At 63.5% G+C, this 15,998-nt stretch carries 16 protein-coding genes; 9 read left to right on the top strand and 7 right to left on the bottom strand.

The window, feature by feature from the left end:
- Positions 1–51: 51 nt before the first annotated feature.
- Entirely contained in the window at positions 52–531 is a 480-nt protein-coding gene (locus tag LDH74_RS02450; protein WP_226041050.1) for an SRPBCC family protein, read from the bottom strand.
- 78 nt (positions 532–609) lie between these two features.
- Positions 610–1,038, bottom strand: a complete 429-nt coding sequence (lrpA1, locus tag LDH74_RS02445) for an HTH-type transcriptional regulator LrpA1 (RefSeq protein WP_226041049.1) — start codon at positions 1,036–1,038, stop codon at positions 610–612.
- A gap of 155 nt (positions 1,039–1,193) precedes the next feature.
- Here lrpA1 and LDH74_RS02440 point away from each other — a divergent pair, with 155 nt between their 5' ends.
- Entirely contained in the window at positions 1,194–1,508 is a 315-nt protein-coding gene (locus tag LDH74_RS02440; protein ID WP_226041048.1) for a hypothetical protein, read from the top strand.
- Positions 1,509–1,583: 75 nt separating this feature from the next.
- Positions 1,584–2,753, top strand: a complete 1,170-nt coding sequence (locus LDH74_RS02435; protein WP_226041047.1) for an outer membrane lipoprotein carrier protein LolA — start codon at positions 1,584–1,586, stop codon at positions 2,751–2,753.
- Between the two features lie 99 nt (positions 2,754–2,852).
- Here the strand turns inward: LDH74_RS02435 and LDH74_RS02430 are convergent, their stop codons facing one another.
- From LDH74_RS02430 to LDH74_RS02420, 3 genes are all read right to left on the bottom strand, one after another.
- Positions 2,853–3,788, bottom strand: coding sequence for a thiamine pyrophosphate-dependent enzyme (locus tag LDH74_RS02430; protein WP_226041046.1), 936 nt, complete (start codon positions 3,786–3,788; stop codon positions 2,853–2,855).
- A 2-nt stretch (positions 3,789–3,790) separates the two neighbouring features.
- Positions 3,791–5,695 (bottom strand): 2-oxoacid:acceptor oxidoreductase subunit alpha, encoded by a 1,905-nt coding sequence (locus LDH74_RS02425; RefSeq protein WP_226041045.1) that lies wholly within the window; start codon positions 5,693–5,695, stop codon positions 3,791–3,793.
- Between the two features lie 230 nt (positions 5,696–5,925).
- The gene (locus LDH74_RS02420; protein WP_226041044.1) at positions 5,926–6,711 is read right to left on the bottom strand and encodes a PHP domain-containing protein; all 786 of its coding nucleotides are present in this window, start codon (positions 6,709–6,711) and stop codon (positions 5,926–5,928) included.
- A 214-nt stretch (positions 6,712–6,925) separates the two neighbouring features.
- Here LDH74_RS02420 and LDH74_RS02415 point away from each other — a divergent pair, with 214 nt between their 5' ends.
- The 3 genes from LDH74_RS02415 (at position 6,926) to LDH74_RS26405 (ending at position 9,288) form a co-directional block, all read left to right on the top strand.
- Entirely contained in the window at positions 6,926–7,582 is a 657-nt protein-coding gene (locus tag LDH74_RS02415) for a lactate utilization protein (RefSeq protein WP_226041043.1), read from the top strand.
- Positions 7,583–7,895: 313 nt separating this feature from the next.
- Positions 7,896–9,188, top strand: a complete 1,293-nt coding sequence (locus tag LDH74_RS02410) for a PQQ-binding-like beta-propeller repeat protein (RefSeq protein WP_226041042.1) — start codon at positions 7,896–7,898, stop codon at positions 9,186–9,188.
- Positions 9,166–9,288: a hypothetical protein gene (locus LDH74_RS26405; protein ID WP_255680916.1), complete on the top strand. Its 123-nt coding sequence runs from the start codon at positions 9,166–9,168 to the stop codon at positions 9,286–9,288. Before LDH74_RS02410 ends, LDH74_RS26405 begins: the two co-directional genes overlap by 23 nt.
- A 510-nt stretch (positions 9,289–9,798) precedes the next feature.
- On the opposite strand, the gene aroC is transcribed toward LDH74_RS26405, so the two are convergent.
- Positions 9,799–10,950, bottom strand: coding sequence for a chorismate synthase (gene aroC / locus LDH74_RS02405; RefSeq protein ID WP_226041041.1), 1,152 nt, complete (start codon positions 10,948–10,950; stop codon positions 9,799–9,801).
- A 194-nt stretch (positions 10,951–11,144) separates the two neighbouring features.
- On the opposite strand from aroC, the gene LDH74_RS02400 reads away from it, so the two are divergent.
- The 3 genes from LDH74_RS02400 (at position 11,145) to LDH74_RS02390 (ending at position 13,447) form a co-directional block, all read left to right on the top strand.
- Positions 11,145–12,281, top strand: a complete 1,137-nt coding sequence (locus LDH74_RS02400; protein WP_226041040.1) for a hypothetical protein — start codon at positions 11,145–11,147, stop codon at positions 12,279–12,281.
- Positions 12,282–12,347: 66 nt separating this feature from the next.
- Positions 12,348–12,719 (top strand): hypothetical protein, encoded by a 372-nt coding sequence (locus tag LDH74_RS02395; RefSeq protein WP_226041039.1) that lies wholly within the window; start codon positions 12,348–12,350, stop codon positions 12,717–12,719.
- Positions 12,716–13,447, top strand: a complete 732-nt coding sequence (locus LDH74_RS02390; protein ID WP_226041038.1) for a DICT sensory domain-containing protein — start codon at positions 12,716–12,718, stop codon at positions 13,445–13,447. Before LDH74_RS02395 ends, LDH74_RS02390 begins: the two co-directional genes overlap by 4 nt.
- Positions 13,448–13,565: 118 nt before the next feature.
- On the opposite strand, the gene LDH74_RS02385 is transcribed toward LDH74_RS02390, so the two are convergent.
- Complete coding sequence (locus LDH74_RS02385; RefSeq protein ID WP_226041037.1) at positions 13,566–14,708, bottom strand: thiolase family protein; 1,143 nt, start codon at positions 14,706–14,708, stop codon at positions 13,566–13,568.
- 256 nt (positions 14,709–14,964) lie between these two features.
- Between LDH74_RS02385 and LDH74_RS02380 the strand changes: the two genes are divergently transcribed.
- The gene (locus tag LDH74_RS02380) at positions 14,965–15,975 is read left to right on the top strand and encodes a hypothetical protein (protein WP_226041036.1); all 1,011 of its coding nucleotides are present in this window, start codon (positions 14,965–14,967) and stop codon (positions 15,973–15,975) included.
- Positions 15,976–15,998 lie beyond the last annotated feature (23 nt).

Raw genomic sequence — 15,998 nt, 5'->3', positions numbered from 1 at the left:
TCGGGCGTCGAATCCGAACGCGCTCTCGCTCGAGGGCACCGGGAGCGCCGCTCACTCGAGTCGCGCTTTCGCCAGCCGGTGGCGGGCCCGAAACATGGCCGTAAAGCCCGGTTTCGAGACAGGTTCAATCGCGTCGCCGAGGCGGCCGAACGGTAGCTCGTACTCGACTCGATCCCGGACGACCGTCCGATCCCCGTCGGCGAAGAAGCTGTGCGTGTGCACCCACCGATCGAACGGGCCGTGGACCATCTCGTCGCGGAAGTACGCCGCTCCCTCGTCGCGCTCGCGGTCCGTGATCACCGAGGTCCAGTGCTGGCGCGGCCCCACCCCGAACGGGCGCATCGAAAGCGCGACTTCCGAGCCGGGCTCGAGCACGTTCGGATCTGGCTCGCCGTCGGGGCCGATCACGCGCTCGACGCGCAGATCCAACCAGTCCGGCGTCACCGCCTCGAGGCCGGACACCTGTGAATGAAACGCCCAGACGTCGTCGAACGGTGAATTGACAGTCGTTTCGCGTTCGTACGTCGGCATCGCTCGTGGGTCCTACGACGGCCAGCGGGAAAACGTTCGTCCCACGAACGGCGACGGCGGAGACGAGAGTCGAGCGACCTACTTCAATCGCTCCTGCAGGAACGAGGGATGCGCCGCGGTGACGCCGTCGATTTCGAGCAGTTCCTCCGAGATGATCTCGCCCAGCGAGTCGCCGTCCTCGGCGCGCACTTCCGCCATCAGCATGTGATCTCCGCTGGAGCTGTATAGCGCCTCGACCTCCTCGAGGTCCTTGATCGCCTGCGTCGCCTCGACGTAGCGTTCGCTCGCGACGTCGAGCCCGACCAGGGCGATCGTCTGGCTCGAGAGTTTCTTCGGGTCGATGTCGGCCGAGTAGCCGATGATGACGCCGTCCTCCTCGAGCTGGTTGATATACTTCCGCACCGTCGGTTTCGAGACGTTCGCCCGGTCGGCGATCTCGGCGTAGGACGCCTGTGCGTCCTCTTCGAGAACCTCGAGAATACGATCTTCCGTCGCCTGAGTACTCATGACCGTATCTTTTGCTCCGGCGGAAAAATATCTTTTGTATACGAAAACGACGGATATCCGAATGGAAGACGATGCGACGGCGGTTCCGACGGTCATCTACGCGGGTACGTAACCGCCGGACTTATTCGCCCGCTGGTCGCAGGTTCGCTATCGATATGGTCGAACCGAATCTCGTCAGCGGTGCCGTCTGGATCGTCTGCGGGCTTGCGATTCTCGGTCTCGGTTCGCTCATCGCGTTTCGTGGACGAGTGGACCTACACGCGAACTACGACGAGTCGGTCGACCCTGCGCACGTCGCTCGCTGGGCTGGCGGGACGGCGCTGCTCATGGGACTCCTCGTCGTCGCCTACGGCGTTCGCGAGATGCGGTACGGATTCCAGCCTAGCCTGCTCGCCGGCCTGGTCGTCGCTCTGCTCGTTTTGAGCTACCTCTCGAAGCTGTTCGCCAGCGGCTTCGGTGCCAGCGAGTAGTCGACTGCTGGTACCTCGCTCCTGCCGTTGACCGGACCGATGCGTTAAAGAGACGCGACAGGTGACGTAGTGAATATGTCCGTCGGCGATAGCGACTACCGATCCGCGCTCCCCGTGCTGGCGCTGATACTGATTCTCTTGATGGCTGGATGCGCCGCCCTTCCGAGTTCCGGCCCGACTCCGGAGGACATCGAGCGAGAGATCGCCGCGGCTGACCCGCCCGATGAGGTCTCTGCGACGGTCGATGTCCGCCGAACGATCGACGGCGAAACGACCCATTACACCGAGGACATCTGGCTCCGCGCCGACGGTCGGAGCCGCGTCGAAACGAACGCCAACGGTGCCGAGACCGTGGTCGTCGACGACGGCGACGATCGCTGGCACTACGACCCCGCCGCCGACTGGGCGACCCGCCTCGAGACCGACCCGAACGCGACGTCGTACCTTCAGGGGATATACGAACAACAAGAGCGGTACCTCGAGGCTTACGAGATCACGGGCGTCGAGGAGGCGACGGTCGACGGCCGGGACACCTACCGCGTCACGTTCGATCCGCCGACCAACGAGACGATCGAGCGCTCGATCAGCGTCCTGATCGAGGACACCGAGTACGTCCTGCCGCTGGCGACCAGCGAGGGAGAACCCGCTCAGCGCGGCGCTGATCGCGTCGAGGTCTGGTACGACCGGGAGACGCTGTTCCCGGTCAAACACGCGATCGAGGGCGACGGCGTGACGCTGGAGCGAACCTATCGGAACCTCGAGATCGACGGCGGGATCGACGACGAGCGCTTCGCGTTCGATCCGCAGTCGTCGACGGGGAACGAGACGAGCGTCGAGACGATCACGTTTCCGTCGATCAATTCCTACGAGACCGTCGACGCGGCCGAAGACGCCGTCCCGTTCGAGGTCGTCGAGCCGTCCGCGGACGCGATGCCCGACGGGCTCGAACTCGAGTCGATCGACGCCTACGAGTTCCACGACGAGAACCGGACGCAGGTGTCGCTCCAGTATCGGACGCCGGACGACGAGACGGTATCGGTCACCACGAGCGACGGCCCGCGGCGGTTTGCGACCGGCGGCGACGCGGTCCCAGTCGGTACCGCCAGGGGGACGATCGCAGGAACGGACGAGGGGACGGAACTACAGTGGCCGTGTGGTGGCCGCTACTACTCGGTGTTCGCAGAGAGCGGGTTCGACGAAGAAACGGCGATCGCGGTCGGCGAGTCGCTCGAAACCGGCTGTTAGCCGACGGAACATCCTGAAAACCGGAGCTGCGACCGACAGTCGGTACCGGGCCGGCCCCCGACCGTCGGCTATGGGAACGGACCGCAATTCGGTGTGCGCTCAGGTGTGTCGCTCGAGCAGATCGTAGCTGCGCTCCCACTCGGCGTCCTCGTCGAAGTAGCGCTCGGCGAGGGGCTGGTCGGGGAGCTCGCCGACAGCGGCCTTCTCTTCCTGGTAGGACGGCCGGTCTTCGTCGACGTAGTACCGACCGGTCAGGACGGTGCCCTCGTTGAGGACGTCCTCGGTCTCGTGCATCATCTCGGCGGCCTCGCGCCGGTCGGTGATGTCGTGGTCGTAGTCCTCGGACTCCTGAATGTCGATGTAGGGGACGTACTGGCGGGCGTCCTTGTTCCAGGTCGGACACTGGGTCAGGAAGTCGACGTGGGCGAAGCCGTCGTGTTCGATGGCCTCCGCGATGATCTCCTTGGCCTGATTCGGGTTGACCGCGGCGGTGCGGGCAACGTAGCTCGCACCGGCGGTCAGCGACAGTGACAGCGGCCGGAGCGGCGTCTTCGCGCTGCCCGAGGGCTGGGTCTTGGATTTGTGACCCTTCGGGCTCGTCGGCGAGGTCTGGCCCTTCGTCAGGCCGAAGATCTCGTTGTTGAACACGATGTAGGTCATGTCGTGGTTCTCTCGAGCCGTGTGGATGAAGTGGTTCCCACCGATGCCGTAGCCGTCGCCGTCACCGCCCGCGGCGATAACCTCGAGGTCGGTGTTCGCCAGCTTCGCGGCGCGGGCCACGGGCAGCGAACGGCCGTGGATCGTGTGGAAGCCGTAGGTGTCGAGATAGCTGCTCAGTTTGCCTGAACAGCCGATTCCGGTGACCGTCAGCACCTCTTCGGGCGTCTTGCCGACTTCCGGCAGCGCCTGTTTCAGCGATTTCAGGACGCCGAAGTCGCCACAGCCCGGACACCAGGTCGGCTGCGGTTCGACGCCGGGGGTGAACTCGTCCCGGTCGATCTCTCGCTCCTCTCCGATTGCGTTGAATGCACTCATGGTTAGTCACCTGCCGCCGGTTCGATTCGTACCTGTGCGGTCGGTTCGCGGTCCTCGTCGGCGAGGTTGACTTCGTAGCCCTCGACGACTTCGGCGGGCTCGAAGGGATTGCCGTTGTACTTCAGCAGGCTGGTCATCTTCTCGCCGAAGCGGCCCAGTTCCTTCTGGATCAGGCCGCGGAACTGCGCGGTGGCGTTCATCTCGACGACCATCGCCTCGTCGACGCTCTCGAGGAACTCCGTGACTTCGGCCTCGGGGAACGGCATCATATCGGAGACACTGATTCCCTTGACGGCGTGCCCGTCGTCGTTGAGCCGCTCGACGGCCTCGTTGACGGCACCGTGGGACGAGCCCCACGTGATGATGCCGTACTCGGCCGTATCGTCGCCGTAGTAGGTCTGATTCGACTCGTGTTCCTCGTCGAGCTCCTCCCGGATGTTCTCCAGTTTCTCGATTCGCCGCGTCATCTGCGCGACGCGGTTGTCGGGGTCCTCGCTGATGTGGCCCACCGGCGAGTGCTCGTTGCCGGTCGCGAGGTATCGCCCGCCCTTCTGGCCCGGCAGCGACCGTGGGACGACGTTGTTCTCTGCGCCCTCGTGGTTGAACCGCTTGAATTTGCCGCTGGCGTCGTGGGCGGCTTCGGCGAGTTCGTCTTCGGTCAGGGTCGATCCCAGATCCGGCTGGGGCTCGCGGTCGAAGAACTCGACGTCGACGTTCTTGTTCTCGCCGGAGAGCTTCTGATCGTAGATGACGATCGCCGGAAGCTGGTAGTCCCACGCGATCTCGAAGGCGAGCCTGGTCTGTTCGTAGGCCTCTTCGATGTTGCTGGGAGCGAAGACGACTCTCGAGGAGTCGCCCTGGCTCGTGTAGAGGACGAACTCGAGGTCGCCCTGCTCGGGTTTCGTCGGCATCCCGGTCGAGGGGCCGGCTCGCATCGACTCGACGAGGACGAGCGGCGTCTCGGTCATCTCCGCCAGACCGAGTGGTTCGCTCATGAGCGCGAAGCCACCGCCGGAGGAGCCGGACATGGCCTTCGCGCCCGCGTGGCTCGCACCGAGTGCGAGCGCCGCGGCGGCGATCTCGTCCTCGACTTGCTCGGAGACACCGCCCATGTCGGGGAAGTTCTGGGCGAGGATGGTGAACACGTCCGTCCACGGCGTCATCGGGTAGCCGGCGATGAACCGACAGCCGGCGTCGATCGCGCCGTAGGCGATCGCGTTCGAGCCCGACAGGAGCGCCTGCTCGGTCTCGTGAGAGCCCTCGGGTGCGCGAAGGTCGTGCTCGAATTCGTACTCCGTATTGATCGTGTCGTAGGCCTCGTGAAGAATCTCGAGGTTCGCCTCGAGAACGTCTCCACCCATGGCGTCGGACATTAGGTCCTCGATGTGCTCGAGGTCCATGTCGAGCAGCGCGGCCGTCACGCCGACGCCGGCGGTGTTGCGCATGACCTCGCGGCCGTGTTCCCGTGCAAGTCCGCGGAGGTCCATCGGGAAGACGTGCCAGTCGTTCTCCTCGGCGCGGGCCTCGAGATCGATCGCCTCGACGTCCTCTTCGCTGATGAGACCCTCGTCGTAAACGATGATCCCGCCCTCGCGGAGCTCGTCGAGGTTCTCCGAGAGGGGTTTAATCTCCTCGTTCCCGTAGTAGGCCTCTTCCTGCGGGTTGCGGGCGAACGAGTCGCCCAACGAGAGCAGGAAGTTGTAGCCGTCGCCGCGTGACTGTACATCGTGGTCTGCGGCCCGAATTTCGACGTACGTGTGGCCACCGCGGATCCGCGACGGATAGTGGCGGTGTGTGAATACGTCGAGCCCCGAGCGCATCAGCGCCTTGGCAAAGTTCTGGCTCGTCGAGTCGATTCCGTCGCCGGAACCGCCCGCGATTCGCCAGATGAGTTCGTCGCTGCTCATATGTGGATCAGTGGCCTGTGGGCCAACCGTACTCGGAATTCGCACTACCGAACCTAAAGACTTTGCTATAGATTACCAAGGAACTTTCGTGAAGAATGGACATCCATTGAAGAATATGTGTGAAAGACCATTACTTTCGTCGCGAATTCCGGCCACGATTGTTCACATTCGTTCATTGAATACGACTCCCGTTTCTCACTATTGAATTCTCCACACGTTTCTAAGCGTTTCTACGATGTCGACGCGATCCCGTCGGGGACGACCGGCTCGAGGCCGGTCTCGTCGACGAACTCGGCGAGGAAGTCCGCGCGCTCGGGTATTTCGGCCGGGTGGTGTGAGTCGGTGCCGAGTGTGACAGCCACGTCGTGATCGCGAAGCACCGTCAAGAACGGCTCGGCGGGGTGGACGATCTCGGCGTCGGTGAGCGCCCGCCCGGCGTTGATCTCCGGGACGGTCCGCGAGTCGGCGAGCGCCTGTGCCGCCCGCCGATACTGGTCGGTCGTCGCCCGGCCCCGCAACGGCGGCGTCCGCTCGAGCAGATCCACGTGAGCCGCGATATCGAACAGTTCCGACTCGACGAGCGCGATCAGGGTCTCGAAGTACTCGTCGACGACCGCGTCGCGCTCGGCGTCGCTCATCGCCGCGAAGTTGGACGCGACCTGCACGTTGTTCCCGTCGACGTCGTGGACGCTCCCGATCGCGTAGTCGAAGTCCGCCTCCGAGAGGAACGCGTCGATAGCCGCCTCGTCGCGCGGATCGTAGTCCATCTCGACGGCGTCGTAGATCTCGAGGTCGAAATCCTCACGCAGGCGGTCGATTCCCCGTCGCCGGCGCTCGTATGTGAGGTCGAGATTGAACCCGTAGACGCTTCGCATCGACGCGTGGCGCTCCCGAGAGGCCACGTTACAGTGGTCGGCGAAGCCGACGCCCTCGAGGCCGGCCGATTCGGCCGCTCGAACCATCGATCGGAGGAAGTCGCCGTCAGAGTAGTTCGAGTGGACGTGAAAATCCCGCATACGTCGTCGACCATGGACTGCGGGTTAGGTGTTACGCTCGAGGAGCGTGTTTCGGAGCGGGGATCCGCCGGCGGTGTGGAGGGGCGCTCGTTCGCAGCAGACGGCGTGACCGGTTCGCTACGCGGGCGGAGTAACACCGGTGTAATCAGCTAACACCGGTATCCGCGAGCGCTTAAGTCGATCTCGGCCCCAGACCAACGTACGGAACCATTTGATGTCACAGCAGAAATCCGATTACGTAGACGACGCCGAGATCGACGCGACGCTCGACGAACTGCCGACCGAGGAGGCCGTCGAGACGGCCGCGGAAAACCTCGAGGCCAACGGCTTCGAGGTCGTCGTCGCCGACTCGGCTGAGGAAGCCCTCGAAACGATCCAGTCGCAGATCCCCGCCGGCGCGTCGGTGATGAACGGTCACTCCACGACGCTCGAGGAGATCGGCTTCGCCGACTACCTCTCCGAGGGCGACCACGAGTGGGAGAGCCTGGCGGACGAGATCTGGAGCATCGACGACGACGCGAAGCGTCAGACCGCCCGTCGCGAGTCACAGACCGCCGACTACTTCCTCGGCGGGATCAACGCGATTTCCCAGACCGGTGAACTCGTCGCGGCCGACCGCTCGGGCAGTCGGATCGGCGCCTATCCCTTCGCCGCGAGCAACGTCGTGATCGTCAGCGGCGTGAACAAGATCGTGCCGACGCTCGACGACGCGCTCGACCGCCTCGAGTCGGTGGCCTACCCCCTCGAAAACGAACGCGCACAGGAGGCCTACGGCGTCGATTCGGCCATCGCCAAGGAACTCATCTTCCGACAGGAACTCGAGGAGGGTCGCACGACCGTCGTCCTGATCCGCGATCAGTTAGGTTACTAACGAATTGGTCCGTCGGGTAGGGTCTCTGCAGTGCAGAGACGCCACTTGATACGGCATTCTCTCTTGAATTCCACTAATCAGTACAGACGAAGGCGTTACCGAAGCGGCTATTTACTTCTCCGATAGTTGCCAAAAACAGCGTGCTGCATACAGAGGATAAGTTCAGCACGGCGACTTCGTTTGTTTCACGCCGAAACCGGTGAACTACCCGCTCACTACACGTGCATACTGAACAGTTTGAAACAATTGCATACGACGAAATACTGTTAATTGATGGATAGGAATATGACCGGTATTCGTACGTCGTGTCGTTATGTGGAAACGACGATCCGTGCTGGCGACTGGGGCAGCGCTGTCGATCGGGACCGGACTCACTTCGGTGGGAGGCGCCGAGGCTGACACCGACGAACTTCCGAATGGAGGCGCGGACTTCACGCGCCCAGACGGGGTCGCCTGGCGGTACGACGGTCCCCACGACATGCGTTCGGCGACCGTCGAGGACGACCGGCTCTACACCGAGAACGACGGCACCGTGTACGCGATCGATACGGCGGACGGCTCGCTAGTGTGGGAGACCGGTGACATTGGGGCCGACGGGCCGCCCGTGGTCGAAGGGGGGATGGTCTACGTCGCCGGCGAACCGGTCCAGGCGCTCGACGCCGAGACGGGGGAGGTCAATTGGGAAAGCGAATTCGAGAGCTTCGAGATGGCGGTCGGCCACGGGATGGTCTACACCTCCGAGGACGGGACAGTCTACGCTCTCGACGCCAAGGACGGCTCCATCGAGTGGGAACGCAACGAGCTGACGGTCGAGTGGGAGACCAGCGGCGAAACCGAAGAGTTCACCGTAGATAGCCTGGAGGCGGGGGACACTGACGACAACCTAGTGTACGTGTCCGGTAACGTCGAACCATGGACGCTTACCGTTGCCGGACTCGATCCGATGACCGGCAAGCTGGAAATGACCATGGGTGGAATGGAGTCAGTCGTTGGGTTTGCCGCAGAATCCGGATACATGGGTATCCAATCCAACCTTGATTACACCTATCTGTACAACATATCGACCAAGGAACGCGTCGGTAGTGTGTATCCGTCAGGCGACTACACGTTCAGTGGCGACGGCTTCTTCGGTGCCAACCGTTACGGCGTCGTCTCGGCATACGATCTCTCGGCCGGCGGTGAACTGGCGTGGGAAATGGAATACGCCCAAAGCCTCCCGCAGGTCGTCGGAAACACGGCCATCGCGCTCTATGGACCGAGTCCCCTCCAACACACTCCCGAGGAGAGCGAAGACGAAGATAGGGTGGTTGCTTACGACCTCGCGACCGGTGAGGAGCAGTGGCGCTATGTCTTCGACGAGCGCGAATGGACTGCTAGTGACGGCCCATCGACGGGGGTCGAGATCGACGAGAACGCGATCTACGTTAGCCGTGACGGCGAGCTGCTGGCGCTTCGGTCCGAAACCGAAGCGCCCGACGATCCAGAGGATGGCGATCCTCGAGACGACGAGCAGGACGAATCCGACGAGCAAGACGAGGACCAGCAGGGCGGCGAGGACGACAGCGACACGGGAGAAGACGACAGTGACGACGAAGACGAGTGCTGACCGGACGACGATCCGGCCGACGACGGAGAGTCCGTCGATGACGGCGATAGCGGGAACGGAACCGCCGGAGATGGGACGCTGGAAACGAGACGAACGCTGAAAACAAGACGGACACCGAGAGCGACACTGAGGCCGACAACGAACCCGGCTTCACGACCGGTACCGGACTTCTCGGCGGGGCGCTCGGCCTCGAGTGGCTGCGCCGGAAAGCCGGCGTCGACGAATCGACCAGCGTGAACGAACCGTCTGAGTAAGGGGATCTCGAGTCGGACGAATTCGGACGAGATCACTGAACAACGTATCGGAATCTTCTATTTCACTGAAAAGGTCGTACACTACTTGCTCTGTACTGAGCGGTCGCCACCTTCGTAAATTAAGTCGAATCTCGTGCGACATTCGCGCTACGTATCTCGCACAACTCAATGATACTGACCAATGTCTGCCAGTACTTTCGGTGTGCAGTTCGTACATATCAGGTATTTTTCTTCCGATAGGTGTCTGACGAATCGGAGGGAGACAGCGGCGATTGGTTCTCTCTTGTCTGCTATCGACTCAATATACCGTCTACGTCCGCGAAACAGAATCGAGTGCGTGCTTCCGGACCGGCGAGCTACTCGTTGCGCGGACTGCTCGGGTGGTAGTCCGTGTCGTACTCTCCGGGCTGGTCGTCGACGCGGTCGGGGTTGAGCCGACCCGATAGCAGCATGAAGTCGACCAGGGTCAACGCCAGCATCGCCTCGACGACGGGTACGCCGCGCGGCGGGAGGACGGGGTCGTGGCGGCCGATGACCTGCTCCTCTTTGAGTTCGCCGGTCTCCCAGTCCGCGGTCTGCTGGGACTTCGGGATCGAGGTCGGGGCGTGTAGCGTCACCTCGCCGTAGATCGGCTCGCCGCTCGAGATGCCGCCCTGAATCCCGCCGTGATCGTTCTCGACGGGGGTCGGGTTCCCTTCACCGTCGAACTCCCAGTCGTCATTCCGTTCCTTGCCGGTCCATTCGGCCGCGTCGGTGCCGAGACCGAACTCGAACGCCGTCGTCGCGGGGACGGCCATCATCGCCTGTCCCAGCCGGGCCGACAGCGAGTCGAATCGGGGTGCACCGAGGCCGACCGGAACCCCCTGCGCTTCGAAGTAGATGCTGCCGCCGATGGAGTCGCCTTCCTCCTGGTACTCCGCGATCAGCTCCTGCATCCGCTCGGCGGTCTCCGGGTGGGCACAGCGAACGTCGTTTTCCTCCGAGTGCTCCACGATCTCCTCGAAGCTCACCTCGGGAGCCTCGATGTCGCCGATCTGGTTGACGTGGGCCTTGAGTTCGATTCCCTCCTGAGCGAGCAATTTTTTCGCGATCGCGCCGGCCGCGACCCAGTTGACCGTCTCGCGGGCCGAGGAGCGGCCGCCGCCGCCCCAGTTGCGCGTTCCGAACTTCGCCGAGTAGGTGAAGTCGCCGTGGCTCGGCCGGGGCGCGGTGATGAACGGTTCGTACTTGCCCGAGCGAGCGTCCTTGTTCTGGATGACCATACCGATCGGCGTCCCGGTCGTGTAGCCGTCCTGAACTCCGGACTTGATCGAGACCGCGTCGGGTTCGCCGCGACTCGTCGTGATCATCGACTGCCCCGGCTTTCGACGGTCGAGGTCCGCCTGGATGTCCTCCTCCGAAAGCTCGAGACCGGCGGGACAGCCCGAAACCGTACAGCCCATCGCCTCTCCGTGACTCTCGCCGAACGTGGTCACCTGAAAGAGGCGACCGAAGCGGTTGCCGTTCATTACCACGTCCTCGGTGGCGGGGCCACTTAGCGGTGCAGGATTCACGCAGGGCGTCCGAGATGGATGACTATCGAACTCGGTGACTATCGAACGCTCGAACCTGGTCGACACCGGATCGTTCTCCCGCGTCGCTTCAGTTTCGTGACACCGATACACTCATCACGATCAGAGTCATACATTCGTACTGGTATTTAATGGGACGACGCCGTCGGCGATCTCGAGGGAGGAGTACGAGACGCCGGTTTCTCGCGAAAGCATCGCTCGTTGGCGGGGGAGTCTTGCTTTTCGGCGGGACGGAGGCGTTCTCACAGCTCGGCGCGAGCCGGGCCGTTTCGATGAACGCGACCGAGGACGGCAACGCGTTGCTCGGACTCGACATCGCTTCGTCAGTGCGGGCTGGGACGGCCGATCAGAATCTGGTCGCCCTGACGAATAACGCGAGCGACACCATCGATGTCTCGCTTTCGCTCTCGAACCCCGATCAGGGGACGCTCTCACCGTCCGCCCTCTCGATCGAGAGCGGGGCGACTCGGTCCGTCCTCGTCTCCGTCGATGCCGACAGTCCGACCGGGAGCGACGCGCTGGGGTTTGACGTCGTCGCATCGAACGAGACGGTGAGCGTGTCACTGGAACGCCGCGTTACGGTCACCTCTGGACCGGCGTTCAAACAGCAAATTCGCGACGATTCGCGGAACAGCAACGCCGCGTTTACGATCTCCTACCGCGTAAGTCAGCTTCCGAACTTCGACCGGGTGGAGCTCGAGGTCGAGAACCTCGACGCCGGTCACATCGGCACGACGACGTACGTCGAGGGAGTCACGGAGCAGACCCTCTCGTACCCGCAGGGAGGGGGCAGTGATGGCGGTGCTGCCGGCAATACCTACGAGTTCCGATTTTGCGTTTACGACGGCTCGGGCGAGGTCACCGATCTCTCCACGGTGGTCACGACGACCGCCGACGGTTCGAACCCGCCGGGCGACGATTTGGCTGACGAAGGCGATCCGACGCTCGTCGGATTCTCCGTCACGAACGACGTGCAGTGGACGAACAATCGGTTCACCGTCGATTACGAAGTCGATCCGGGCGAGGACTTCGGGGAGGTCACCGTCGTTTTCGACAATACCGAACACGACTGGTCGGATGCCACGAAAACGAACGATTCGGCACCGACCGGGACGGTCATCTATCCGTCGGCAAACAACCGACAGGGGGGTGTCAACGGAGACACGTACGACGTCACCGTCACCGTCTCCAATCAGAGCGGTATCCCCGTCGACAGCGGCACCGTCTCTCTCACCGCCGGCTCCAGCGAAACGGTCGACTGGCCGTAATCGAACGCGCTCGAGCGCCCTCATCATCGTACAGCTATTTCTGTACTGACGGCGTACGATCACTGAATGGGTGACCACGAGTTCGAACTTGATCCGTTCGCCCTCGACGCAGCGGCCGGTGAGCTTCCGGTCGACGACGTATTCCAACTGCTTGCGGATCGTCACGCCCGCTACGCGCTTCTCTATCTTTACGACAACCCGACGCCGACGATCGAAGAACTCGCGGACGTCCTCGCGGCCAAGGATGCCAGCGTCCAAGCAACGATCGCGAGGCCGGCCGACCGGAATCCGATCCGAATTCGGCTGTATCATGCGATACTCCCCCGGATCGACGCGCTGGGGTTCATCACGTTCGACGCCGAAACGAACGCCGTCACCGACGCGGACATTCCCACCGCGGTCATCGACGCCATGGGAGTGACCGACTCGTCGCCATGAACTCGCTCGAAACCCTCATCGAACGGATCGAACGACGGCGAAAAACGCTCGAGGTCCACACGGACGACGACGCGGTCGGTGCGGAACTGGGACGCCAGTTCGAGACGCGGAACGTCGACGTGACCCACCGATCGCTCGGCTCGCTCGACGATTCGGGGTTCGTGATCGTTCGGAGCGCCGACGGCGAGTTCCGCGGCGCGATGGGGATCGACCAGTTTCGCGCGGTTCTCTCGCCGGAAATCCATCCACCCTGGGAACTTGCCGACGCCGATCACGACCGATCGGAACTGTTCGACTTCCTCGAGAACACGCTGTTCACCGCCTACGACCGCCGGCAGATGGTGGCCACGGCCCGCGAGATCGAAGAACGGGCGTGGCGCGTCGGTTCCGGCCGGCTGTACGCGGGGTTCCAGCGAGCGGCGGCGCTCGCCGCACAGACCGCGGTCTACGAACGGCTGGGGAGCCACGGCTCGCTCGCGGTGGCAGTGTTCCTCGACGACGCGTGGGACAGAGCGGCGCTCGACGGTGTGACGGTCGTGTCCGAACCGGACAGCGAACTCGGCGAGTACTGGTTCGTGGCGTTCGATGGCGGTGACAACGAGATGGAAACCTGCGCGTTGCTCGCTGAGGAACGCCGAGACGGTGCATTCTACGGCTTCTGGACGTACGACCCGTCGATGGTCGACGAGCTCGTTACGTATCTCGAGACGACGTACGACGTCTCATAGCTCTCGCTGACCGTCGCTCACTTCGTCTGCTCACGGCACGAAGTGCCGTTCGCACGGTATACGGAACCAGAGGTCCCGCACTATTCGCGAAGCGACCAAAAAACTCAGGGTGAGCGTCTCAGGGCAGTTCGAACTCGATCGCCGCTCCCTGTCCGAATCCGACGCACTCGGTCGCGATTCCGCGGTCGACTCCGCGGCGGTTCATCTCGTGGACGAGCGTCACCGGCAGGCGCGCGCCGGAACACCCCAGCGGGTGCCCGATCGCGATCGCACCGCCGTTGACGTTGAGCTGATCGTCCGGAATCCCGAGTTCGCGCTGGGAGTACAGCGTCTGACTGGCGAACGCTTCGTTGATCTCGACGAGCCCGTAGTCGTCGATTTCGCGGCCCGCTCGCTCGAGCAGGCCCTCGGTGGCGGGGACCGGACCGACGCCCATGACGGTCGGATCGACGCCCGCGACGTAGCTGGTCCCGACCTCGGCGAGGACCTCGAGGTCGTTCTGGGAGGCAAAGTCCCGGCTGGTCAGCAGAACACCGGCGGCGCCGTCGGCGATCTGAGAGGCGTTGCCTGGCGTGACCGTACCGTCTTCCTTGAATACGGTGGGGAGTTCGGCGAGTTTCTCGGCTGTGGTGCCGGGGCGCAGACCCTCGTCCTCGTCGTGGACGCCGTCTTCCGTCTCGATGGGGACGATCTCGTCGTCGAACTTCCCTTCCTCGGTGGCCTCGACTGCGCGCTGCTGGCTCCGTGCGCCGTACTCGTCCTGTTCCGCCCGGGAGATGTCGTGTTGCTCGGCGACCTTCTCGGCCGTTATCCCCATCTGGAGGTTGCGCATGCCGTACTCCTCCTCGAGTCCGGGATACATCTCGCCGCTGTCGGCGGCCCCCATCTTGACGCGGCTCATGCTCTCGACGCCGCCGGCGACGACGGCGCTGTGGCGGCCCGCGGCGATCGAGTCCGCCGCGCTGATGATCGCCTGCGCCGAGGAGGCACACTGCCGGTCGACGGTCGTCGCCGGAACCCCTTCGCCGAGTTCCGAGAAGAGCGCGATCTGTCGCGCGATGTTCGTTCGCTGTTCCGCTCGCTGCTGGGCGCAGCCCCACATCAGGTCGTCGACGTCCTCGCCGTCGACACCCGTCTCGGCGAGCATCTCGTTGACCAGCGGAATCGAGAGATCTTCGCTTCGAATGTCCGCGAGCGCACCGTCTTCTCTTCCCTGTGCTGTCCTAACAGCGCTAACGAGCACCGGCGTATTGCTTGCCATTGTATACCATCATTTTTCGGAGGTATAAAAAGCTATCTTTGTCGGAAGGCGACGAGCGAACTCACGGAATAGCTGTCGGCGTCGCTCTCGAGCGGCCGGGACGAACGATACCCGAGTCGTGACGCTCGAAGCTCCGACCAGATCCGCGAACGCCACGACACTCGAGACGGAGAACGCTGTCAATTTCGCCGTGTTCCCATCGTTTCATCGCGTTCTATAGCACAAAATTTATTAGACTACTTGACAATTGTTCTACATGGTTCGACGCCGCCAGATTCTGCTCGCGACAGTCGCCACCGGAGCGGCCGGTATTGCGGGCTGCGTGAGCGACGCCCCCTCCGACGAACGCGCCGACAACAACGACGAGGACACCCCGTCGGATCTGGAGTCCACGGGGGACGGCGCCTATCGAGTCGACATAACCGCCCGTAGCGACCGATCGGCGTCGATCGATGAGGTCAGTCATCGACCGTCGTGGATCGACCCCATCCGAGAGATAACCTACACTGGCGACCCCGAAATCGTCTGGGGATACGACAGTCTCGAGGCCGACGCCTCATCCTCCGAGGTTGCCGTCGATCCGGTCATCGACACGACCGACGACGCGGAGCACGTCTTTCTGGCCCCGGTCTACGACGCCGACGCCGGGAACTGGAACGTCCACGCGTACGTCGACGAGGCATACTACGAGGCCAGGGACACCCACCGGTTCTGGATCGGACGTCCGTTGGCGGAATTACGCGAAGACCCGGTTCGCGGCTACGAGGCAGCGTTCACCGAGCACCACGACGGCGTCTACCGCGCGACCGTCGAGTACGACGAGACGCCAAAAGACACCGATCCCAACCTGTTGAGCCAGGTGTGGCTCACGAACTGGCCGGTGGACAGGACTGCGGAACGATCGGAACCGATGCTCGGTGCCGCCGTTGCCGTCACTCGAGTCGGCCCGCCGCCGACGAACCCGGACTACGACGAGGTAGACGAGGGCGACCCGGCCCCGATGGTCGACCTCTCGTTCGAGTACGATCCCGACGCGAAGACGGTGACGATCGTCCACGAGGGCGGTCCCGCGTTCCGAGGCGATCACGTCCAGGTCGGGTTCGAGGGCGGCCTCACCGAGGTGCAGTTCTCCGGCGAGGTGACCGCCGGTGACTCGCTCACCGTCGGGGTTCCCAGCGCCGACCTCAGCGAGTACCTCGCGGTCACCTGGCGAGGGCCGGAACGGGAGCACACCATTGTCCTCGATCGATTCCAGATTCCCGAGTGAGCCGTCACCCCGATCACGGCGAC

It is taken from the genome of Natrinema sp. DC36, from assembly GCF_020405225.1.
Classification (GTDB): Archaea; Halobacteriota; Halobacteria; order Halobacteriales; family Natrialbaceae; genus Natrinema.
Note: the sequence above shows the minus strand (reverse complement) of the source record. Positions and strands in the feature narration are given on the sequence as shown.